Origin of the sequence: Mycolicibacterium wolinskyi, from assembly GCF_002101965.1 — a bacterium.
GTDB lineage: Bacteria > Actinomycetota > Actinomycetes > Mycobacteriales > Mycobacteriaceae > Mycobacterium > Mycobacterium wolinskyi.
On sequence record NZ_LQQA01000010.1, the window covers coordinates 182,899 to 205,503 of the forward strand.

The window sequence follows — 22,605 nt, forward strand, 5'->3', positions numbered from 1 at the left end:
ACATTTGCCTCAGCAGACACATGGGTATCATCACTCACTTAGGCCGGATGCTTGCGCTGGCGCGCCGATAGCCGGCACAGCTGTCGTACCTTTGACGCGATGCGGATCGCAGTGGTGGAAGACGACGACGGTGTCGGTGAGGCGCTGGTCGACGCGCTCGCCGAGGTCGGCCACTCACCGGTCCGGATGCGCCGCGGCGCCGACCTTCTCCTTGGCCACCGTGACGTCGACCTCGTCCTGCTCGACCTCGGCCTGCCCGACGCCGACGGGCTGACCGTCCTTCGGCAGCTGCGGGCGGTGAGTCAGATCCCCGTAGTGGTGCTGACCGCCCGCGACGACGAGCGGTCGGTGGTCCGCGCCCTGCGCGGTGGCGCCGACGACTACGTCGTCAAACCCGCACGCCTCGGCGAATTGCGCGCCCGCATCGAGGTCGTCGCGCGCAGGCGGATGGCAGCCGCCGACGAGGAGCCCGACACGGTCGAGTCCGGCGACATCGTCGTCGACCTCAATGCCCGACGGGTCGAAGTCGGCGGCGAGGAAATCTCGCTCGCGCCCAAAGAGTTCGAGGTGTTGGCCTACCTCGTGGCCCGGCGGGGCGAGGCGGTCAGCAGACAGGAAATGATGGACACGATCTGGGGTGACGCCTACGTGGCGATCTCCCGCAGTCTCGACGTGCACATGACGTCGCTGCGCGCCAAGCTCGGCCGGCCGGAGGCCATCACGACCATCCGCGGATACGGCTACCGGTGGAGCACGTGACATGTGGCGGCGTGTTCTGCTGGTCCTCGTCATCTACTCCGCGATCGCCGTCCTCGGCCTCGCGATTCCACTGGCAGCGACACTCGGCCGAGAACGGCTCCAACGGTTCGGCGAGAACAGATTTGCCGCCGCCTCGCACTTCGCCGACCTGGCTTCGCGACGGGATGGCTACCAGGACATCGATCTTCAGCAGGCGGTGGACCGCTACTACGCGCTCTATGGCGAGCCCGTCGTCATCGTCGACAGGAGTGGCAATCCACGGGCATCGGCAGGGCCGGGCACCAACTCACCGGACGTCTCGGGCGCCGTCTCCGAGGCCCTGCGCAATCAGCGCAGCCGTGTTCCGGGCACGCTGACGCCGTGGTCTCCCGCACAGGTATTGATCGCCGTACCGGTCGGAACCGGCACACAGGTCGACGGCGCCGTCGTGCTGGCCGCCTCGACCGCCGCCGCCAAAGGCGACGTGACCCGGGCGTGGCTGCTGATCGTCGCCGGCGCGGCCGTACTACTGGCCGTTGCATCGTTGATCGCTCTTGCGCTGTCGCGGTGGACGATTCGACCGCTGACCGAGCTCGCCGCACGAGTATCCTCCCTCGGCCATCGCGTACTCGATCACGCACCCGCGTCTGGCGCCCATGACGACGGACACCCCGACACCGTGGGCAGATACGCCGGCCCGCAGGAGGTCCGCAGGCTTTCGGCCATCTTCGACGCCATGGCCCGTGATGTGGAAGCGGCCGCCACCGCCCAGCGTCGGCTGGTCGCCGATTCAGCACATGCCCTCCGAAACCCACTGGCCGCGCTACGGATTCGACTCGACACCCTCGGCATGGCACTGCCGGAATCCTCGGCTGCCGCGCACCGCAAGGCAGCGGCGGAAGTCGATCGGCTCGAAGGCATCGTCGCCGACCTGCTCGCGTTGGCCACCGCCGAGACTCGTCCCGACCCCGACGGCGAGATCCGCAGCGCCGACGTGAGGGCCGCGATCGCCGATCGCCACGAGTTCTGGTCGGCCGCCTTGGCCGAAGCCGGCATCGAGGCCGGCGTCACCGACGAATCAGATGACCCGCTGTACGCGACCATCCCCGACCGCGACCTCACCCAGATCCTCGACATCACCCTGAGCAACGCGGTGAAATACGCCGGTACCGGCACCCACGTCGATCTCGGCGCCCGACGCATCGGCGACGACATCGCGGTGTGGGTCGAGGACAACGGTCGAGGGGTTTCCGAGCAGGATCTTCCGTTGATCTCGACGCGCTTCTACCGCGCCGCCAACACCGTCGGCCAGGGCACCGGCCTGGGCCTGTCCATCGCTCGGGCACTCACCGAACGTGCGGGCGGTGTGTTCGGCGTCGGCCCCGGCCGCAGCGGCGGTCTGCGCATCGACCTGCGGCTACCGGCTGCCGATCGCGACGAACCGCTTTCGTCCTAAGGGAGTGTTAGGAATCGCGCCCGAGCCTTCCTAAGACCGTGTGACTGCTACCACAGTGTCCTTGCGACGGCGATGTCGGCGACTCCGGTTCCGCCACATCCCCGTCACGGACAAGGAGAAAGCAGCCATGACCAGTTCGGCCATCCGCGAGCCGCTCGACGGCGGCGCCGGGTCGACGACACCCGTGTCGTCGCCGGCAGCCACCCGCCGCGCCATTTTCAACACGTTGCGCGGATCCTCGGGCAACCTCGTCGAGTGGTACGACGTGTACGTCTACACGGTGTTCGCCACCTACTTCGAGAGCCAGTTCTTCGACTCCGCGGACAAGAACTCGACCGTCTACGTCTACGCGATCTTCGCGGTCACCTTCCTGATGCGTCCGGTCGGTTCGTGGTTCTTCGGCCGTTTCGCCGACCGCCGGGGCCGTCGTGCGGCGTTGACGTTCAGCGTGTCGCTGATGGCTGCGTGCTCACTGGTGATCGCCCTGACGCCGGGCCGCGAGAGCATCGGCGTGTGGGCCGCGGTCATCCTCGTGCTGTGCCGCCTGGTTCAGGGATTCGCCACCGGCGGGGAGTACGGAGCGTCGGCGACATACATGTCCGAGGCGGCGACCCGCGAGCGCCGCGGATTCTTCTCCTCCTTCCAATACGTCACGCTCGTCGGCGGCCATGTCCTGGCGCAGCTGACCCTGCTCGTGATGCAGGTGTTCCTCGATCGGGAACAGATTCAGGAGTTCGGTTGGCGCATCGCCTTTTTCATCGGCGGTGTGGCCGCGGTGGTGGTGTTCTGGCTGCGGCGCAGCATGGACGAGTCGTTGACCCGCGAACAGCTTGACGCGGTACGGCGCGGCGAGGACGACGGCTCGGGCTCGATGAAAGAGTTGGTGGTACATCACTGGCGGGCCCTGCTCACGTGCTTCGCCGTCACCATCGGCGGCACCATCGCGTTCTACACCTACAGCGTCAACGCCCCGGCGATCGTCAAGTCCACCTACGAAGACCACGGCATGACGGCGACGTGGATCAATCTCATCGGGTTGACCTTCCTCATGGTGATCCAGCCGATCGGCGGATTGATCAGCGACAAGGTGGGCCGCAAGCCCGTACTGCTGTTCTTCGGGTTCGGAGCGGTGGTCTACACCTACGTCCTCATCACCGTCCTGCCCCAAACCACCTCGGTGGCAATGTCTCTCACGCTGGTGTGCGTCGGCTACGTGATCCTGACCGGGTACACCTCGATCAACGCCATCGTCAAGGCAGAGCTGTTCCCGTCGCACGTACGGGCCCTCGGAGTGGGTCTGGGCTACGCGCTGGCGAATTCGGCCTTCGGCGGCACCGCGCCGCTGATCTACCAGGCGGCCAAGAACGGTGGTCACGTTCCGTGGTTCATCGGTTACGTCACTGTCGTCATCGCGGTGTCGCTGTTCGTCTACCTGTTCGTGTTGAAGAACAAGTCCGAGACGGCGCTCGATCGCGAACAGGGCCGCGCGTTCGCGTGACGTTCTAGGCTTGCCGACTGTGTCGTCGATGTCCCGAAGGTCTGTCCTCCGGGGCATCGCGATGCTGTCGGCCGGCTTGTCGATCGCGTCCTGCCGCACCGGGGACGACGCCCCGGTACGTCTCGCGGCGGGCGAGCAGGGCGGCTTCTTCTGGGAGTTCTCCGGTCTCCTCGCCGCGGCAGGCGCCCGATCGGCGACCGCCCGCATCGAACCACTGCAGACCAACGGGTCAGCCGACAACATCGAGGCGTTGAGATCGGGACGTGCCGAACTCGCGATGAGTCTGCTTGACACCGCGCAGGACAGTCCCGACGCCGACGTGCTCACGGCGGTCGGCCGCGTCTACGAGAACTACTTTCAGGTCGCCGTGCGCGACGACTCCCCCATCACCTCGCCGGCAGATCTGCGGGGACGCGTCGTCAGCGTCGGTGCACCTGGTTCAGGGGCGACGTCGCTGTCGCAGCGCGTGCTCGACGCCGCCGGACTCGCCGAGCCGGTCGCTGTTCGCCAAGTGCAACAGACGATGAGCGACGCCGCGGCCGCCCTCGTCGCAGGCGACATCGACGCGGCCATGTGGGCCGGAGGCCTGCCCACCCCAGCCTTCGACGAGTTGAGTGTCGGCATCCGACTCCTCGACCTCGCGGCGGTGGTCCCCATACTGCGACAGACGCACGGAACCACCTACGAGCCGGTGTCGGTGCCACCCGACGTGTACGGTCACCACCCCGCGGTGGTCACCGTGGGGGTCGCCAATCTGCTGCTGGCCCGCCGTGATGTCCCCGACCACATCGTCGCCGCCATCGTCGATCTCCTTCTCGACGACCCGTCATCACTCGTCCCGACACAGGCCATCGGAAGCCAATTCCTCGACGCCCAATCACTCATCCAAACCGGCCCCATCGCACTGCATCCGGGGGCGGCGGCCGAGTACCGGCGTAGGCATGGTTGAGACGGAACGGAATGGTGTCTCAGTGACGTACTCCGACCGGCACGATCATGACGGCCCTGCCCGCATGCCTGGCCTCGGCCATGTTCACGTGCGCAACACTGGCCCGCAATCGTGACCGCTCGGCATAGAACGGCACGACGACGCGGCGCTGGGCCGTGTTGACGATGTGGTCGATGAGGATATCGCTCATCATCGAAGGGTGGTAATCGCGTCCGTAGGTCTGTTTGAGGACCTTCTCGAGCGCGATCCGGTTCACCTCCGCTTCGCCCTCGCCGAAAAACAGTTCTTCCATACCCTTGCGGATCCACGTATTGCTCAGCTGAGTCCCAGATCCCGTCTGCCCGAGTTGAATCTGCCAAGAACTGCCTTCCCGCACGTACTTGCACTCGATCACCCAGAACGTGACCTGATCGCCGTTCCGTGAGACACCGAGGAGATCGATGCCGTTGCCCGACTCGTTGTGAATACCTGGGACGACGCGCATCTTCGGCAGTCCGTTGCCCGCGAAGTCGCCGCGTTGCAATGCCTCGGCGACCGCGAGCTCGAAATCGGAGCCGGAGAAGCCCGCCAGGCCGGGCGCCAACTGCGGAAGCGGCGGTAACGGAGGCATCGGCGGTTCCGGTTCGCGCTGAACCATCTTCTGCGCCACCGGCTTCTTCCCCGCGACGACGCTGAACGCGCTTGCCAGGTCGATGGAGGCGGCGCTGCCACCGATGCCGACGCCGACGCCCTGTGCCATCCCGCCGCCCTCCATCACCAACGAAACGGTCACGCCCAGTGCGGCTTCCGCGACGGCGGGTGCGCAGCCGGCGGCCTTGGCCAGGTAGTCGCGCGTGGCCGACACCGGGTCGGCGAGGTCGGCGTGGCTGGCCCAACTTTGGGCCTGCGCCACGACACTGTCACGCCAAGCCGCGAGCCGCGTCAGCGCCGGCCCCTCCCCCAGCATCGTCGCGGTCATCTCCCACGATGGCAGTCGCTTGACCGTCTCGGCAGGCCCGAGCACGTCGATCGCCTGTTGGACGAGCTGTTGGCGCTGCGCGGTCGGCTGCTTGTCGATCGTGATGAGCCGCTCCCGGATCGCGGGCGCGTCCAAGGTGTTGACCCCCGACGCAAGGTACTCGGAAATCCTTCGTCCACTGGGGCTTTCGGCGCCGACCAGGTCCCGCAGTTCCTCTGCAGGGCGGTTGGTCTTGTGGATGGTCGGCCCGACGCCCTCTTTGTCGATCGCCTCGGCGATCAGCGCGCGTTGTTCGTTCTCGGGCAGGGTTTTTATCTTTGCCAGGCGTTCGGTGAGCCTCAGCCCGGCCATGACGGCGGACACCGCTCCGGTGATGCCCGCGCCGATGGCCGCGTTGACGATGCTGGTCTTGAGGATGTGGGCGAGCCCGCGGTCACCGCCCTGCGCCCACGTCTCGTTGTGCACCGACGCCTCCACGGCCGTCGAGAGAGCGCCGGTCACGGCGTTTTCGAGCATTTTCTTGCCGGTATCGGCAGCGAACGTGCGGAACGACGCGGGAGCCGCGGCGCGGGCGGCATCCGTCGCGGCCTCCTTCAGCGCACCGGTGGCGACCCCGGCGGTGACGACGCCGGCGATCACGTTGAGCGCGCCGTCCACGGCGCCGGAGACGAAAGCGCCCGCGCCGTCGTCACCGATGACGTCGAATCGGTCGCCCATCACCACCTTCTTGCTCACCACCTTCGCCATCGCGGATGCCACGGCCGCCCGGGCGATCGCCGCCACCGCCATCTCGACGCTCGCACCGCCGGTCGCGAGTCCGAGGATCAGCCCGACCGCGGCACTGACGACGGCATCGACCGTGGCTTCCAGTTCGTCGCGGTAGCGAACGAACGCACGCAGCGAACCTTCGGTCGCCGCTGCGAGTTTGGCGATCTCGGCGAGTTGCTTTTCGTCGAGTGGCTTACCCGCGGCTTGCGCCCGAGCGACCGCCGCCTGTAGTTCGCGGTTTTCGTCCGCCACTGCGTCGGCGGCGTTGGTAACCGAGCCAACTCCGCTGCTCGTTTCACGGCCGACGGCGTCATTGAGCCACTTCGCCTTCTCCAGCGGAGCCATATCCGGTGGCGCAAGCGCCATGAGCACCTTGTTCGCGTTGGCAGTGCCCTGCCCGCGGACCTTCGTCATGAACGCTGCATCGCGAGACAGCTCACGCCGCGTCGTGCCGTCGGTGAAGTTGTTGATGATGTGCACGAGATAGTCGGTATTACCCGGGTTGGCGAAGGTCCACTCGATGCGCGCCTTGGGGTCGGCGAAAACCTGGCTGTCGAGCCAACCCTTCTCAGCGGCAACGCAATACGTGCTGACGAACTGATTGAAAGGCGACCTGACGTCTCGGTAGCCGTTCTTGAACCGCTCCCACTGTGGCGGTGTCGACATCTTGAGGACGTCGAACACGCTGCCGCTGCCCGTGCCACCGGACTTCTGTAATTCCTGAACGAGCGGGTCGGCGAGGATGCCGGCGCCACCGATCCCGACCATTGCCTTCAGCCTGTTCAAGTCCTCCTCGCCGAGACCGCCGAAGAAGTCCTTGATGCCCTTCAGCTCGCCCTCGCCGCGGAGACCGGCCTCCACGGCCGTCTTCACCGGGCCGAAATCGGTGAGCGCGCCGAGGACCTGCCAGATGATCTCGGGTGCAGACTTGACGCCCGATGTGCAGATCTTGATGACCTTGACGGCACGCTCGGCCGGTGAGCGGTTGCCCTCCAACAGTGCGGCCGCGACGTCCCGATCCTTGAAAACCGTTGACATCTCACGGTTCAAGTTGTCGGCGAGTTCCTCACCGTACGAGGCCTTGTACTGGGTCTTGATGGTCTCAACCTTCGGGTCCTGCACAAGCGCGCCGATGAGCATCTGCGATTCATTGATGAACCTGCCGGCGACGGCGATGCGAGCCCGGTCCGCCGGCCGCAGGCTGCTATAGGCCAGCAGAGCCTTGGCCTTGGTGAAGTGCCACTCCAGCGACAGCGACGCCCGCTCCATCTGCGTGATCACCGCACCGGCGATGGTGCTCGAATTGCCGTCGGGCAGCTTCTCATTGCGGTTGCCGTACTTCGACGAGTAGCTCGCCGAGAAGTCTGTCTCTGCCTCCTTGAAGGAGCCACGGAGCTGGGTCAGGACCGTCTCCATGGTGGTCAGGTCCACTCCCCATCCGGCGATGGTGAAGTAGATCTTGTCCGCGGCCCGCAATCCACCGTGCTCCAGATACACCTGGCCCCGGATGGCATCGTTGCCGCCAAGCTTCTCGAGATCCTTGACCAGGTCACGCTTCTTGCTGTCGGCATACTTCTGTTTGAGCTCGACGCCCTTTCCTTTCTGCAACAGCAATGTCTGCAGCACGCTCTCGACGGGCACGACGTTCTTCAACACCAACGCTTCGTGGAGATCGGTTACCGCCGCGTCGATGTCACCGGGTTTGGCCAGCCGCTGGACGTGGGCGATGCCGTTCTGCACGGACGTTGACGGGGTGGTGGTTTGCAGCCACGACGCAATCGCCGCGTTGCCCGCCAGCCGCTGCAGATCTTGCACTGCGTCCTGGGAGGGCATGGGCCGCTTGGGAATCGGCCGCTTGCGTGGCGACCGTGGGGCCGCACCCGGACCGTCTGATTGAACCTTCTCGCTGCGAGCAACGCGTTGGTTCACGCCACGACTTCCTTCCAGGGGCCTCTCACAGTATGAGTTGCTCACCGGGCTGGTCGCGACGACGCGTGGCGCGCCAAAGGGGTAATGACGAGTGCCCGAATGGGCTGTCCAGTCGTGTTTCGGCGCCACGTCGAGATTGCGCTCAGGGCTGTGGTCGCTGCGCAATCACGACTGTGGACGCAATCTCAACGCTCGCCGCGGTCAACGATCAGGCCGGCATTCTGTGCGTCGCCGACTATGTGTTCCCAGTTGACCACCGCGGCAGCGATCACTGTGATGGCGGTGGCAAAGCCGAGAAGTGAAGCGAGCACTTCCGCCCACTCCCCGCTGGTGCCGGCGCCGAGCAGGATGGCCACCACCGCGCCCGCGATGACCCATCCGGCGGTCAACGCGCTTCGCCACCACTCCCTGCGCCGCATGCCAAAAGCGGAGCGGGCGCCGGCCCGGCGCGAGGATTCGATCGGCGTGGTCATGAGACCCACTGTCCCGTTGCTGACTGAGAAGGCGTGAAGCGTTCGTTATGGAAATGCTCTGAACTCCGGCCGCCGGTCAATCAGTCCGGTGAACGAAACTGGCGTCATTTCGTTCGCCACAACATCGGCCGTTACTGCACTTCGAAAATATCGTCAAGATTTCCCGACGCTGGTTTCGGCAATCGCACTCGACACGTCATCTCTGGGCATAGCTTAAACGACGTTCGCGTCAATTTCCTGGGGAGGAAGGTAGCCATGAGTATCTCGATGGACAAGGTGACGAGGGCGGGAATAGTGGGTGCGGTGGCCTCGGCTATGGCAGTCGGAGCGTTCGGCGCGACCGCACCCGCGCACGCATGGTGCGTCGGAATCAGCGGCATCAATATCGGTGGGGGCTGCTCGAGCACCTTGGGCAACTTCGCACTCGGCCTAGGGCCGAACGCGGTGGCGAGTTCGAGTGGGTTCATCACGGGCGCGATTGCCTTCGGAGACGCTTTTGCCGCGTCTGCGGGCACTCTCACCGCCGCGTGGGCAGGCGGCACCGGTTCGGAGTCATACACCAACGGCTTCTTCAATTGGGCTGTGGCACAAGGCACCAACGCGTCCGCGGTCGCAGGTAGGCAGAACAGCGACTTTGCCAACTTCGCCTTCAACTTCGGCAACGCCGTGGAGCCATGGCTCGGCGGAGAAAACGAAGAGTTGGGAACAAGCAACGTCGACGCGAGTTACGGCAGCTTCAACCTTGCGGCCAACCTCGGCGGAAACGCCAATGCCGTAGAGGGCACCACGAAAGACCTTCGCGTGTGGGCCGGCGGTTTGGAAGGCGAGGAAAATTTCGGTTCCGCCGCGCTCAATCTCTTCGGCAACCGTAACGATGTGCAGGCATTCGGCTCTGGCGTTGCGGCCATCGCCGTGGGCAATCCCTTCGGGTTCCCGAACGGCAGCGACAGCATCGTTCGGGTCGGCGATTTCGTTGTGGGGATATCCGGCGGAAGCCTGAGCCTGGCGTTCAATATCCAGCCACCCTTCATCACCGAAGAATGCGACACCGGGCAATGCGGCAACACCGTGACGGTCGGCAACGGCTACCTGTCCATCGCGGGAGCGGTCGGGTTGGTCAATCGGGTCGTCGAACAAATCGGACCGGGCATCCGGATCAACACCCCATTCAATCCGCCTCCGACCGTCACGAACGAGCTTGCCGCTGACAGCACGTCGACGACAACGCTCACAGCGTCAGTGCCGAAGTCCACCGGCGATGGCGTCAAGGGCAACAAACAGCGAAGCCTCGTCCGCTCCAGCCTCGACTTCAGCGGAGGCGCCAAGGCGGATGCTGACCGGAGTGACAGCACGTCGAAGGCCACCGACCAGGGACCGTCCGCACCGAAGTCACTCAAGAGCCGGATCAACGAGACCAAGAAAAAGGTGAGCGACGCCGTCAGCAAGGTCACCGGCAAGAAGTCACCGAAGACCGACGCCGACGATGGTGGTTCCGACGACGAGTGACCCTGCTGGCTTGAATCCGTCTCAGTGACCGGGCCCTAGCCCGGCGCCCATACGGTGCTCTAATCGCGATCGCGCTTGTCGCAACGCTTCAGCTTCGGTACGGTGAGGTACCAGATCGGTACCAGCGGTACCGCATACTCGCGCCTTCCGAACGGAGTCACGATGCCGGTCAAGGATCACCCCAACAACGCTCCTGGCATGCCGATGCTCTTTCCAGCGTGGATCGACCGGCTGCAGATGAAATACATGAATCCGGTGGCACGGCGGTTCGCGCGATTCCTACCAACGTTCGCGGTGATCTACCACCGGGGTCGCAAGTCGGGCCGCCCCTACGAGACAGTTGTTCAGGCTTACCGAAAAGGTAACGTCCTGGCAATCCTGCTCGGCCACGGTCAAACAGATTGGGTCAGAAACGTTTTGGCTGCGGGCGAGGCCGATGTGCGCCGCTCAAACCACGACTTACATATCACCGAACCACGCGTGGTCCCGATGGGCAGTCGCGCTGAAGGCTTGCCATGGATCGCCCGATTAGGAAGCCGGCGCATGGCCGTGCTCGTCGCCAATATCAACTGACACGGCCCCGCACGCTCTGAACCTGTCCTGATGTCGGTGCCCCCAGTCGGACTCGGACCGACACTGTGCTTGAGCCGCTTCCCGGCTCTGAGTCCGGTGCGTACAGAGGTCAGCCCGCAGAGCCCGCGCTCGTCAGCAGAACGGCTGCCTCGTTGTAGGGAAACGCTCGGTAGAACAGCCGAGAACGCGGTATGACGAGGGCCGCGGCCTCGGCCTTGCTCACCACCCGTGGGTTGACGAGCGCGATAGCCCGTCCACGCTTGCGCAGCACCGTCGGTCCGCCGGCCAGCACGTTCTTCAACCAGTCCGTCTGTAGGCCGTAGCCGATAAGGATGGCGTAGCCATCATGGGTCTTGAATACCAACAGGGGCGTTCGATATCGCTTACCCGACTTCCGCCCGACGTGCTCCAGAGTCCCGAGGTTCGGAAGCCACGGTGCGATCGTGCGAGCCGCCGGATTGGTGACTCGCTTGTTGAACTCTGCGATTCGGCGAGGCACGCGCATTCTCGGAGTCTAGGTATTGGTCGAAAATCCTCGCTGACGCGGTGTTGACACGAACCTTTCAACGCCCAACAACCGATCGCGTGTTCGGCGCGAAATACCGCATCTACCTGCCAGAAGGCCTGTGCCCCCAGTCGGACTCGAACCGACACTTGGCGGATTTTAAGATCGTTGCTTAAACGTCTTGGCAGGCACCAGTCGTTGACGGGCTCTCACGGATACTATCTATAGAGTGAGTAAATCCGCTGTCGCGCAACGTTTTTAACCCACGGTTAATTGCGAGTGCCTGTATTCGCTGACGAGTACCATGCGGACTGGCTGCGGGCTAGCTGCGGCGCTTGAAAGCGCCCGAATCCACAGTCAGCGTCGCCTATAACATCATTGCGTCGCGCCTACGGCGGCCTCAGGGGATAACCCCCTAAGCTCGGGCTCCTACACGGATCGGGGCGGGTGGCACATGAGTGACTTTCCTAAAGAGGATCAGACTTCTGCGATGGACACGCTATTGCAACTCCAGATGCGCAGGCGGTTCCTAGAGAACGGAGGTTCTGCGTGGACGACCGTGTACCGCGACTGGCATAACGACGAAAGCAACGGTGCTGAGTTCGCCGCGTTCGCCCCTCCCTCGTACCGCGAGACCGCGATAAGCGACGCCGAATGGGACCTTTCGATTGGCGGCGGGATGCCGGGCTTCACGCAGTACTACACGGAAGGCCGCCCAGAGGAACCGACATATCTGCAGTTCGGCAACACATCTGGCATCGAGCCGATTGTTATCGTGCAAGAACATCACGGTGGCAAACCAAAGTCTTTACCTCAAGTCGCAGAGCATTTCCGGCTCTACCATAATCTTTGGCCCAGTCCAAATGGTGCCCAATTGATCAAATTGGACGACGACGGTACCGAGTACATTGCAGCAGAAATCACTATGGATGAGGTTAGGATCCGGACCAAGCTACTTCGGCAATACCAAGCGGGCCGTCAGCTAGACCTTCTGACGTTTGTTGATTCGGTTCAATTCGTGCCGTCCCTAAAGGGGCAAACCGTCGATTACAAGTCGTTGAGTGAGCAAATAAGACAAATCGACTGCGCTGTTGACTTCAATGCCTCACATGGTCGCACGGCTGGCTTAAACCGTCCATTCTCAAGGCTACTGGGAACTAAGGTGATAGAGCCGCCTGCGCGAGAGTTCGCTGGTATCTCGCCCTATGAAAATGAACGGGAGAACTATCCCGAGTTCATCATCGGAGAAAGCGACAATGGCGAAGAGATCCGCCACTCATGTGACCCCGAAAAGCTCGCAAATTATTTTGGAAAGAATCCAGAGTCACCACATTACCTGACGCCTGTTTATTTCCGTCGCGATGTTCTTGTCAAGTACTATGACGAACCTGAGAAGTACTCGGTAGGCGACGGCTCTTTAAGCTGCGGATATTTGTGGGGCGTTCGAGTTGACAACGATCATCCGGATTATGTAATGGTGTTCCTCGGAGATCTTGGACGGGACCTACCATCCGCTGAACGGGACTATTGGCGGAGTTACAATATCAGTCCAACCGGCGCAATGAGCGACACGAATTATCGGCGCTCTTTTTTGTCGCAGCCGGTAGATCCCCAAGCTGCTGACCTTCGCTTGAAACAGCTGTACAGCAGGTTTCGGAGAGACTGGAAAGCCCGGTACGGATGGGACCTCTTTCGCGATCCGGTTGCTGCCGACGAGCACGTCCTGAAGCGGCTGCGCGTGCCCCTCAATAACAGCCAGCCCGAGTTCGAGGGCCAAGTGATGAACATGGCCAAAGTGCTCGTTGACTCGCTGAACGAATCCAAGCTTCAAGAGTTATTGGGTGACAAAGTGGAGGGCGAGAAGGGAATCGCAAAGCTAAAAAGATGGCTCGAACATGAAAGCTATCCCGATCCGGACGCCATCGTCACGATCCTTCAGCGCGTGCAGCGACTCCGGTCCCGGGTGGCGGCGCACCGGAAGGGCTCGGACTACGAATCGTTTGTACGCGCCGAGCTCGGAGACGAAGGATCAGTTCGAGGCGTCTCAAACCTTATGGCAGCAGCGTCGGAGATGCTGGTCGCGCTGAGAGCGGTCTTCCTGGCTTAGCAGAGATGTCGGCTTCGCCGTACTACTGATTTCAGAGGCTTAGCGGATCCTCAAACGTCACAAGGTGTCGCAGACCGAAATCGTCCAGCGCGCGCATCAGCTCGCTAGCGGGGATACCTCGGTAGAACGGAGCAGCATCTGTGAGTTCATCACTGTTCCCGTCATCTTCGGACGCATTGCTCTCCGGCTGTGTAGACGAAGTGTGCGAAGACTCCTGAAACACGATGCCGATCACACGACCGTCGTGCGCGACGATTGGGCCTCCGCTGTTGCCGGGCCGGGCGATAGCTGAGAACAGGAACATCTTCGTTCGACCCGGTGTATCCCAAGGTTCGGCGTCGACCTCTCGAATCGGTGGCATCTCGCCGAGAGGTAGTACAACTTCACCCCGCTGAAGCGTCATCCCGGTATCCACCATCCAGGACACCCGCGGATACCCAAGGAGGTAAACCTCGTCTGCCCAAGCAGGATCGCGAAAGACCATTCCTTCGAGCGATTGCAGCCGGCCCTCCTCGGGGCCCTTGATTTTGATGATCGCTACATCTAATTCCGGGTGCTGGAACACCTCCAGGCTCTCCGAAGTAGCGGTGGGATCCGGCTCGCGACCTATCACTGGTACCGCGATCTGCAAACGGTGCCCTGCCAAGGCTTGGGTTACGTGCTTATTGGTTATGATGTGCGATCTGTCCAGAACCAATCCAGTGCCCCAATGCGGACTTTCGGCTGCACTGATCTGAACGGTGACGGGCTTGAAGGCTTCGATGATGAGCTCAGGGCCAAGCGCCTCGGCTAGCCATGTGTAGCCCTTCTTTTGAGCTGACAACACACCGTGCGAGACATAGCGCTGGCCTAACAGTGGATAGTCCGCATCCCAGCCCGCAGCCATCAGCAGGCCCGCCCGCTCCATCGCTGCCAGCAACCGAGAAGCCGCGACCGCGTCGCCCGGTTGCACCCCCTTCTTCTGGATGAAGTTTACAAAGTCGCTCACCGTCCATCCCTCGAACGGCTTATCCGTGAATGGCTTTCCGATCAATGCAGCATTCGCGCCGCGTCTCGCGCCTAATGGGTCGAAGAAGCTATGCGCGAACCCAGCGACGACGAGCCGCCAGCCCAAGCTCTGCGGCACTAGGCCTGCAAGCTTCGATCCTCGGGGGTTCTCATCGGATGGCACCACCCACTCGACGCTACATATATCTGCTGCCGAGAAGGGGGTGGGGGGAGGCCCTTCAGATAACTCGACTCCGCCTCGGACAGCCAGCGTGCCGTCTCTCTCCGTGTCGCTGACGCGGCGACCCGCTGATCGCGGTAGCTTCCCCAGCGTGATTCAACTTGCGAATAACGATGCGGAGCGGCAAGAAGTGCTCGACTTCTTCCTCAAGATATTCGACGACATCGACTCGAACGCTGTGCCGATGACTGCGCACGACGATCTGTACAGGCCTCTCGTTGTTCAGTACCGAGACAACGCAAGTGGGCGGTTGGTAGGAGCGGCGCTCAGTTGCAGGGCGCAGGTTGCCGCTGGGTCAGCCTTAATGATCAAGAGGGGTGCTCAGTTGCCACCAGCCAACGACTACTCCGCTGTACTGGACAGACATAGTGAACTTGATCTGATGGGCGTCGCGCCCGAAGCGAGAAACCAGGGAATTGGTACGCAGATGCTCTCCTATCTAGAAAAGCGGCTGCGTTCGCAGGGAGTACGTGTCTGGTTCGGAAACGTAACGAGCGACCTCGAAGTTGACCGCTTACGCAAGTTTTACGCATCGCACGGCTTCACCGTGCTCGACACTGGCCAGCCATTGCCGCCGTTCTTGGGTCGAACATGGATCTCGCCCTCAGCGATTCCACCCGCCTACTACTTCTATAAGAAGCTGTAGCTCCAGGCGACGTTTGACGCTCTGTCTATGCCAGGATGTAGATCCATATCTCACCCTCGCAATTCGGACACATAAGGCGCTTCGTGGTGCTGTGCGCCGCCAACAAGCCGAGAGCTGATGTTCTCAGCATATTCTTGTATCGCTGCATCTAAGTCGGCTGACCAGCCGTCAGTTGCACAATATTCTTCTGAGATTGTGTTCTCTTTGTGTTCTGAATGGTGTTCTTTATTGAGCTGATCTGTACCAACACACATGGTTCGGTCTAGGCCACTCGCCCGATCAGGATTGGACCAAGCAGCTTGGTCCGTTCTACGCAGCCTCTGTGGTTCAGACAATCGGGCCACATCGGTGGCAGTAAAACGGCTGGTTACGTGAATGTGGTACGTCTCGAACGCTCGCGTTCCGCGCTCAGTCGTATGCTTCTGGATCACAAGCAGCCGAGCTTCCGCCAACTCACGTATCGCCTTCCTGACGCGCTGCCGGCCCCAACCGAATCGCGAAGCAATTTTCACTGCTGATTCTCTATATCCGTCGCCGTGGGATAGCAGAAGGACGTACACCCGAAAAGCCTCGGCCGACAAGTCTGGATCGCGAGCTAAAGCGTTACTCAACTGCGTAAAGCTGCTAGTAAGTGCCCCTCCATGCTTCTTAATAGGATTGCAGGTGCTGAGCGAGCTATTAATCAAGACAGTCTCCTATGCTCGGAATGGGCCTCAAGCGGCGAACTGCTCGTCTAGCCAAACCAAAACGTCAGCCCGTCTATAGCGCAATGTTTTACCGATCCGCGCACCCTTAGGACCCTTCCCAATCTGTCGCCAGTAGTAAGCGGTCGATTCCGAGATACCGAGCAGTTCGCACATCTCGGCCAATGTCATTAGTTCGTACTGCTTTTGCATAACTAGGAGCGTATGCAGCGATTCGCAAGAACTCGGAAAATGTCCGGAAAGTCGGACAGATATCCCTCGAAAACAGGCCGCTGCCTGCAGTCTGCCGTCCGGAAAACCGGACGGGCTACACCGCCTGCGTGGCCGCGTCCATCGCGGCTGCCAAGTTGTCGAAGTCGTCCGGCAGCTTGTGGCTGTAGACATTCAGCGTCGTCGTCGCGTTCCGGTGCCCAAGTAACTTTTGCACAGTTACCACTGACGCGCCCTCAGACAGCGCCAACGATCCGGCAGTGTGTCGCAGGGTGTGCGGCGTGACGCCTTCGAGGCCGAGCTTCGCAACGGCCTGGTCGAACCGCCAGCGAAATCGGCCCAACGTCATAGCCCCGCCAGCAGCTCCGGGAAACAGGTAATCGGACGGGTCACGGTCGGCGGTTAGCGCGGCCAGTTCGTCGGCAAGCGCCTTCGTCAGGATCGGCACAGACCGCCGCTGATGTGTCTTTGTGTCGCCCTCTACGTATCCGTGGCGCTGAACGTGGGTTATCGACTTAGACACCGTGATTCGCTTGTGCGCGATGTCCACGTCGCCGACGCGAAGCGCGATGCACTCACCGAACCTCATACCCGTATAAGCCAGGAATCGGACCATTGCGGCCATGTCGCCACTCTCGGCTGCAAGCTGCCGCACCTGCTCATGGGACAAAGCCAGCTCCTTACCCTGCGGCTTCCTCGGCAGTTCGATGTATTCAGCCGGATTGACGGCTAGGTACTTGGCCCGGACCGCGTATGCGAGCACCTGTCGCATAACTTGGTAAGCGTGAATGACTCGGGCAGCGGACAGCCCGGCGCTAGGGGTATCCAAAGTAGGGATGCCCTTCGAGTCCTTACCTCGCTTAGGTTGCCGTGCAGCCGGATCCGTGGACAGCCACGTCACCCACGTCTGTAGCCGCTCGTGGTCGATATCTCTGAGCCGCTCGTCTTTCCACTTGGGCAGGATCACCACGTCAAGCAATCCCCGATACCCGGCAATCGTCTTAGGTGCCCGGTTAGCCGCCTTGGCCTTTAGCCACGCCTCGGCGACAGTGCCGAATGTGACAGCGGACCGCTGCGGATCGGCATAGGTGCCGGTGTTCAGCGCCGTCGTCGTGCCGTCAATGTGGCGCTGCGCGTCGGCGCGCTTGTCGAACGCCTTGGCCCGCTCCTGCCCGTTGTGGTCAACCCACCGAGCAAGCCAGCGCTTGCCCTGGCTGTGACGCACGGTGCACACGAACGTTCCCTTGCCGTGCTTCGGGTCGCTACACCAGACCGGGCCGGGCATCTGATCAGCGGGCCAGTTGACCTGTTCGCCGCGCCGGACTGGCCGGTGCCAGCGGTCCTCTACGCCTGCCCGGACACTGCGCTTGGGTGTCGTCACGGTTCAGAGCCTAGAAGATCCTGCGGACTGTGTGCGGACTAGCGCACCTGGCGCGTCACTGCACGGACGCCGAATACCGGGCCTGACATACCGCTTTACCGTGCCCCCAGTCGGACTCGAACCGACACTTGGCGGATTTTAAGTCCGCTGCCTCTGCCAATTGGGCTATGGGGGCCGTCCGGATGAGACCTTATTTCATGACGTCGGCGTCGATGGAATCGCGTTCGGCATGAGCCGACCGCGCCAACCGCAAGCCAGCCCGAGTCAGTTGATCAGACTGAAGTCAGCCGGCTTCCAGGTCCCGTCGAAGGCCGGCTTGTCGGGCCCATAGATGCGGAAGTACGCGAACCAGCCCCGTCCTGGAACCGTCTGAATCCACCGGTCGGCATGTTCTGCGGGGGCGGTCGGGCCGAAGTACAGATCGACCGTGTCGCCGGTCAGGTCTTTCAGCTCGAACAGCGACCGGAGTGCGGCGTTGGCCTGGTCGGTCTGGACCTGGCTGCGGGTCTCGGCGTCGTAGACCGTCACCGACCAGAACAGGTGGGCCGGGACCGGAAGTGGCACCGTCAGCCGGTAGCTGTTCGAACCGTCCAGGTAGGCGCCGGAGCCGTCACGCAGGCCCAGCCAGTACAGCGAGCCCGCACCCGGGTCGCGGCGGAACATTGCCGGTGAGGTGGCGATGGCCTGGAAGAACCACTTGTCGAGCGCGTAGGTGTCGCGGTAGTCCGCGGTGTCGAAGGTGCCGTTTTCGAACCGTAAACTCACCCATTCCCAGAGCCGATCCGGCCACACGATCCGCTCGGGCTTCCGGTCGGCGAATCCCTCCGCCCGCATCTGCGCGAACCCGATCTGGGCGGCCTGCTCGAAGATCGCCGTCATCCGGGCATCGGGCGCGAACGGCAGCCCCTTGGCGATCCCGAGGGCGGCCAGGTCGCCGTAGTGCGGACGGCTGTCGGCCAGTGCCGGCTCGGAGTCGACGACGCGATGGAGCACTTCCCAGAACTTCATCGTCTGCTCGTAGACGTGCGGCGTGGTGTCCTGTGGCATGTCCGTCATGTCGAACCACGTCGGTGCCGTCCAGTCCGGTCCGGCGTCCAACGGGTACACCTTCACTTCGCGAATCCGCCCCATGGCCGTCTTCACGTCACCGCGCTCGGGCAGTGAGCGCAGCGCCCCGATGACGCGATACGAATCAGACTGCCCCACTTGATGATCCGCCGGAACAGCGCCTTCATAGCCCGGAGGCAACAGCAGGTGTTTGCCGCCGCGGCCGCCGTCGGGACCCGGCAGGCCCATGTCGAAGATCCAGCGTTGGTGGAGATCGAGTGCGGCGCCGATGAAGGGCCCGGGCGGAAGCTCGATGACCATCGGACCGGCGTGCAGATCCAGCAGCAACGCGCCGTACGGGGTGTCGGAGTTCAGCGTGTACCCGACATGGTGCGGGAGGGTCTCCATGTAGCCGAATGCGTGGTTGGGCCGCACGCCGACCGCGGCGGTGCCGTCGAAGATCGCGGCTCCCGACACCGAACGATAGAAGTAGCGGTACATCGCGACCGCACGGTTGAGATCCAAATAGTCGTAGGCCGTCGCTGCAGCCTCGGGGCCGGGAAATCCGCCTTCTGACATACGACCACCCTAGTGCGTGTCAGGCGAATGCCTGTTTGAATGGTGAGGAATCGGGGGGAACGACAATGCCGAGCACCATCGCGAATTCCATTGCTGTAGTTGCCGAACGGATCGCGTCACTCCTCGGCCCACGCCTGATGCGGTTGATCGCACGGTTCAACAAGTACGTGACCAACCCGCTGCAGCGAATGTGGGCACCACGGCTGCCGTACATGGCGGTCATCGAGCACACCGGCCGCAAGTCGGGCAAGTCGTTCCGCACCCCGGTCATGGCGTTCGTCGGCGACGGCACCGTCTCAGTGGTGCTGAACTACGGCACGCAGTCGGACTGGGTGCGCAATGTGAAGGCGGCGGGTTCGGCCGGGGTGGTGCACCGGGGTGTGCGGTACCGCATAACCGAGCCCCGCATCCTGCCCGGCGAATCCCCGGACCAGAAGGCACGCCTCGTCGCCACGCTGACACCGCCGCGAGTGTGAGCTTGTGTGCGAGTTTCGTCGAAAAGTTCGCACACAAGCCCACGTTCGACGAGCCGGGCGCTACACCCGCACACTGCCCGGCTGAGCCGAGACGACAACCACCGGCCGCGGGAAACGCAGTGTGGCGCAAGCGTCGTCGAGTGTTTCGTCGATCGCGTTCGCCACCTCGGACAGATGGCCGGGGCCCGCCCCGAAGGTCAGGCCACAACCGCCGAGCGCGATGCGCGTCAGGACGACACCGTGAGTACGACGGATCTGGCTCATCTCCAGGAGCATGTCGCCGATCGCTGCGGGGTAGCTCACGAAATGGTGTTCGTCCGGCCCGATCTCGCCGTACAAGCCCACGAGTTCGAACCGCCGGCAGTCGGCGACCGGTGCAGCCAAGCCGCCACGGCCCATGCTCACGAGCACCCGGTGCCCACGCCGGCCGGTCGCCGCCAGCACATCGATCTGAGCGGGCCCATTGACGACGACCCGACCGACCCCGAGGTTGGCGGCGCAGAACACGAGCTCGTCAGCGGTCAGACCGGCGCCGTGTGCGGTCATCCGGATCGGGTGGATGCCTGCCCCGACGGCCACCGCGAGTTCTCGGCCATCCCGAACATCAACCGCCACACTGTGATCCCGCGCCCACCGCGCCACCACCGCATTGCGCAGCGCCATGGCGGGTAACACCAACTCCACCATGCCGAGCGACCGGCGACTGATGGCACAGCGCCGCAAAGTTTCCCGGTCCTGCGGGGGATCCGCAGGCCGGGATGAGACGGAATGCTTGGACAGGAATGCCGCCGAGAATGTCACAACTCGACCGTCCACGAGACGGGCCATACCGGCCAGTGTCCTGACGAACTCTTGACGCGCCCTGTGCGGACCTTGACGACCCCCTGACAACCCACGAGGCACACCCACGATCGAAGACCGTTAAGGACCGCCGCCCGGGCGTAAAGAAACCGTCAAGACTCCGTCCACCCTCCTGAACTGGGCAGATCCTGGTTCAGGCCGCCGAAATCCGGAGGCCCGTAAACGTGGAGACGAGATGTCTGTACTCATCTACACAGTGCTGACGGTGGCGGTCTTCGCGCTGCTCGGCCTGGTGCAGAGGCTGGTCGAACGCCAGTGATCGAAAACGTCGTCGGCTTGATTCTCGCGATTCTCATCGCCGTGTTCATCTTCGCCGCACTGCTGTTTCCCGAGAGGTTCTAGTGACTACCACCACCGCGGGGATCGTGTTCCTCGCGTCGCTCGTCGTGGCCATAGCACTGGTGCACGTACCGCTGGGCGACTACATGTACCGCGTCTACACCAGCCAAAAAGATTCGCGGGCAGAACGATTCATCTACCGGGCCATCGGCGCGGACCCGAAGTCCGAGCAGACCTGGGGATCCTATGCCCGCAGCGTGCTCGCGTTCTCCGCCGTGAGCCTGCTGTTTCTGTTCTTCTTCCAGCTGATCCAGGGCAGGCTTCCGCTGCACCTCAACGATCCGGGCACCCCGATGACCCCGGCGCTCGCGTGGAACACCGCCGTCAGCTTCGTCACCAACACCAACTGGCAGGCCTACTCCGGTGAATCCACCCAGGGCCACCTGGTGCAGATGGCCGGGCTCGCGGTGCAGAACTTCGTCTCGGCCGCGGTCGGCATGGCCGTCGCCGTCGCGCTGGTGCGCGGCTTCGCGCGCCGCCACACCGGTGAGCTCGGCAACTTCTGGGTTGACCTGGTGCGCGGCACCCTCCGCATCCTGCTGCCCATCTCGATCGTCGGCGCGCTCGTGCTGATCGCCGGCGGCGTCATCCAGAACTTCACACTGCACGACCAGGTGATCACCACGCTGAGTGGCGCCCAGCAGACCATCCCGGGCGGCCCGGTGGCCAGCCAGGAGGTCATCAAGGAACTGGGCACCAACGGCGGCGGCTTCTTCAACGTCAACTCCGCCCATCCATTCGAGAACCCGACGACATGGACCAACTGGTTCGAGATCTTTCTCATCCTGCTGATCCCCTTCTCGATGCCGCGCACGTTCGGCCGCATGGTCAACAGCACGAAGCAGGGTTACGCGATCGCCGCCGTGATGGGCGTGATCGCCACCGCGAGCGTCAGCCTGACCATGCTGTTCCAGCTGCAACACCACGGCACGGTGCCGACCGCCGTCGGCGCGGCCATGGAGGGCGTCGAGCAGCGCTTCGGGGTCGCCGATTCGGCGGTGTTCGCGGCGTCGACGACCCTGACGTCGACGGGTGCGGTCAACTCGTTCCACGACTCGTACACGAGCCTGGGCGGGCTCATGACGATGTTCAACATGCAGCTCGGCGAGGTCGCACCGGGTGGTGTCGGCTCAGGCCTGTACGGCATGTTGATCCTCGCGATCATCACGGTGTTCGTCGCAGGCCTCATGGTCGGGCGAACCCCGGAGTACCTCGGCAAGAAGATCACACCGCGCGAAATCAAGCTCGCCGCAAGCTATTTCCTGGTAACGCCGCTGATCGTGCTGACCGGAACCGCGGTGGCGATGGCCATGCCCGGTCAACGCGCAGGCATGCTCAACACCGGGCCACACGGCCTGTCGGAAGTGCTGTACGCGTTCACGTCAGCGGCCAACAACAACGGTTCGGCGTTCGCCGGCATCAGCGTCAACACCGAGTGGTACAACACCGCACTGGGTCTGGCGATGGTGTTCGGCCGCTTCCTGCCCATCATCCTGGTGCTGGCACTGGCCGGATCGCTCGCCGGCCAGGGCACCACCCCCGCATCGATCGGCACCCTGCCCACCCACCGGCCGCAGTTCGTCGGGTTGGTCGTGGGCGTCACTCTCATCCTGGTGGCCCTCACCTTCCTGCCGATGCTGGCACTCGGGCCCCTCGCCGAAGGAATTCACTGAC

The 22,605-nt window shown here is 63.1% G+C and carries 18 protein-coding genes and 1 tRNA gene; 10 read left to right on the plus strand and 9 right to left on the minus strand.

Annotated features, from left to right (window positions below; genetic code table 11):
* Positions 1–99: 99 nt before the first annotated feature.
* From AWC31_RS09655 to AWC31_RS09670, 4 genes are all read left to right on the plus strand, one after another.
* The gene (locus AWC31_RS09655; protein ID WP_085144082.1) at positions 100–759 is read left to right on the plus strand and encodes a response regulator transcription factor; all 660 of its coding nucleotides are present in this window, start codon (positions 100–102) and stop codon (positions 757–759) included.
* Position 760: 1 nt separating this feature from the next.
* Entirely contained in the window at positions 761–2,194 is a 1,434-nt protein-coding gene (locus tag AWC31_RS09660) for a sensor histidine kinase (protein ID WP_085144083.1), read from the plus strand.
* A 127-nt stretch (positions 2,195–2,321) separates the two neighbouring features.
* On the plus strand, positions 2,322–3,692 hold the full coding sequence (locus tag AWC31_RS09665) for an MFS transporter (RefSeq protein WP_085144084.1): 1,371 nt from the start codon (positions 2,322–2,324) through the stop codon (positions 3,690–3,692).
* Between the two features lie 28 nt (positions 3,693–3,720).
* On the plus strand, positions 3,721–4,641 hold the full coding sequence (locus AWC31_RS09670; RefSeq protein ID WP_085144085.1) for a TAXI family TRAP transporter solute-binding subunit: 921 nt from the start codon (positions 3,721–3,723) through the stop codon (positions 4,639–4,641).
* A 19-nt stretch (positions 4,642–4,660) separates the two neighbouring features.
* Here AWC31_RS09670 and AWC31_RS09675 read toward each other — a convergent pair whose 3' ends face one another.
* Both AWC31_RS09675 and AWC31_RS09680 read right to left on the minus strand, forming a co-directional pair.
* Positions 4,661–8,200, minus strand: coding sequence for a hypothetical protein (locus AWC31_RS09675; RefSeq protein WP_133060132.1), 3,540 nt, complete (start codon positions 8,198–8,200; stop codon positions 4,661–4,663).
* A 281-nt stretch (positions 8,201–8,481) separates the two neighbouring features.
* Positions 8,482–8,769 carry a hypothetical protein gene (locus AWC31_RS09680; RefSeq protein ID WP_085144305.1) on the minus strand — a complete coding sequence of 96 codons (288 nt, stop codon included), beginning with the start codon at positions 8,767–8,769 and terminating at the stop codon, positions 8,482–8,484.
* 33 nt (positions 8,770–8,802) lie between these two features.
* Between AWC31_RS09680 and AWC31_RS09685 the strand changes: the two genes are divergently transcribed.
* On the plus strand, positions 8,803–10,275 hold the full coding sequence (locus AWC31_RS09685) for a hypothetical protein (RefSeq protein WP_133060133.1): 1,473 nt from the start codon (positions 8,803–8,805) through the stop codon (positions 10,273–10,275).
* 162 nt (positions 10,276–10,437) lie between these two features.
* On the plus strand, positions 10,438–10,848 hold the full coding sequence (locus AWC31_RS09690) for a nitroreductase family deazaflavin-dependent oxidoreductase (protein ID WP_085144088.1): 411 nt from the start codon (positions 10,438–10,440) through the stop codon (positions 10,846–10,848).
* 109 nt (positions 10,849–10,957) lie between these two features.
* Here AWC31_RS09690 and AWC31_RS09695 read toward each other — a convergent pair whose 3' ends face one another.
* Positions 10,958–11,353: a nitroreductase family deazaflavin-dependent oxidoreductase gene (locus AWC31_RS09695; RefSeq protein WP_085144089.1), complete on the minus strand. Its 396-nt coding sequence runs from the start codon at positions 11,351–11,353 to the stop codon at positions 10,958–10,960.
* Positions 11,354–11,843: 490 nt separating this feature from the next.
* On the opposite strand from AWC31_RS09695, the gene AWC31_RS09700 reads away from it, so the two are divergent.
* Complete coding sequence (locus AWC31_RS09700) at positions 11,844–13,460, plus strand: hypothetical protein (RefSeq protein WP_133060134.1); 1,617 nt, start codon at positions 11,844–11,846, stop codon at positions 13,458–13,460.
* A gap of 31 nt (positions 13,461–13,491) precedes the next feature.
* Here AWC31_RS09700 and AWC31_RS09705 read toward each other — a convergent pair whose 3' ends face one another.
* Entirely contained in the window at positions 13,492–14,634 is a 1,143-nt protein-coding gene (locus AWC31_RS09705; protein WP_165765935.1) for a S1 family peptidase, read from the minus strand.
* Positions 14,635–14,779: 145 nt separating this feature from the next.
* On the opposite strand from AWC31_RS09705, the gene AWC31_RS37355 reads away from it, so the two are divergent.
* Positions 14,780–15,334: a GNAT family N-acetyltransferase gene (locus AWC31_RS37355; RefSeq protein ID WP_119615480.1), complete on the plus strand. Its 555-nt coding sequence runs from the start codon at positions 14,780–14,782 to the stop codon at positions 15,332–15,334.
* 713 nt (positions 15,335–16,047) lie between these two features.
* On the opposite strand, the gene AWC31_RS38210 is transcribed toward AWC31_RS37355, so the two are convergent.
* The 4 genes from AWC31_RS38210 to AWC31_RS09730 form a co-directional block, all read right to left on the minus strand.
* Positions 16,048–16,422 (minus strand): helix-turn-helix transcriptional regulator, encoded by a 375-nt coding sequence (locus AWC31_RS38210; RefSeq protein WP_337360653.1) that lies wholly within the window; start codon positions 16,420–16,422, stop codon positions 16,048–16,050.
* The gene (locus tag AWC31_RS09720) at positions 16,346–17,533 is read right to left on the minus strand and encodes a tyrosine-type recombinase/integrase (RefSeq protein WP_234816786.1); all 1,188 of its coding nucleotides are present in this window, start codon (positions 17,531–17,533) and stop codon (positions 16,346–16,348) included. The genes AWC31_RS38210 and AWC31_RS09720 overlap by 77 nt, the downstream gene beginning before the upstream one ends.
* A 197-nt stretch (positions 17,534–17,730) precedes the next feature.
* A tRNA-Leu gene (locus tag AWC31_RS09725) sits at positions 17,731–17,804 on the minus strand.
* Between the two features lie 89 nt (positions 17,805–17,893).
* A complete protein-coding gene (locus AWC31_RS09730) occupies positions 17,894–19,255 on the minus strand; it encodes a DUF1254 domain-containing protein (protein WP_085144095.1) in 1,362 nt (453 codons plus the stop codon).
* 65 nt (positions 19,256–19,320) lie between these two features.
* On the opposite strand from AWC31_RS09730, the gene AWC31_RS09735 reads away from it, so the two are divergent.
* Positions 19,321–19,731 carry a nitroreductase family deazaflavin-dependent oxidoreductase gene (locus AWC31_RS09735; protein ID WP_085144096.1) on the plus strand — a complete coding sequence of 137 codons (411 nt, stop codon included), beginning with the start codon at positions 19,321–19,323 and terminating at the stop codon, positions 19,729–19,731.
* A 60-nt stretch (positions 19,732–19,791) separates the two neighbouring features.
* On the opposite strand, the gene AWC31_RS09740 is transcribed toward AWC31_RS09735, so the two are convergent.
* Positions 19,792–20,559, minus strand: a complete 768-nt coding sequence (locus AWC31_RS09740; RefSeq protein ID WP_085144097.1) for a type III PLP-dependent enzyme domain-containing protein — start codon at positions 20,557–20,559, stop codon at positions 19,792–19,794.
* Positions 20,560–20,933: 374 nt separating this feature from the next.
* On the opposite strand from AWC31_RS09740, the gene kdpA reads away from it, so the two are divergent.
* The gene (gene kdpA / locus AWC31_RS09750) at positions 20,934–22,604 is read left to right on the plus strand and encodes a potassium-transporting ATPase subunit KdpA (protein WP_085144098.1); all 1,671 of its coding nucleotides are present in this window, start codon (positions 20,934–20,936) and stop codon (positions 22,602–22,604) included.
* Position 22,605: the final 1 nt, after the last annotated feature.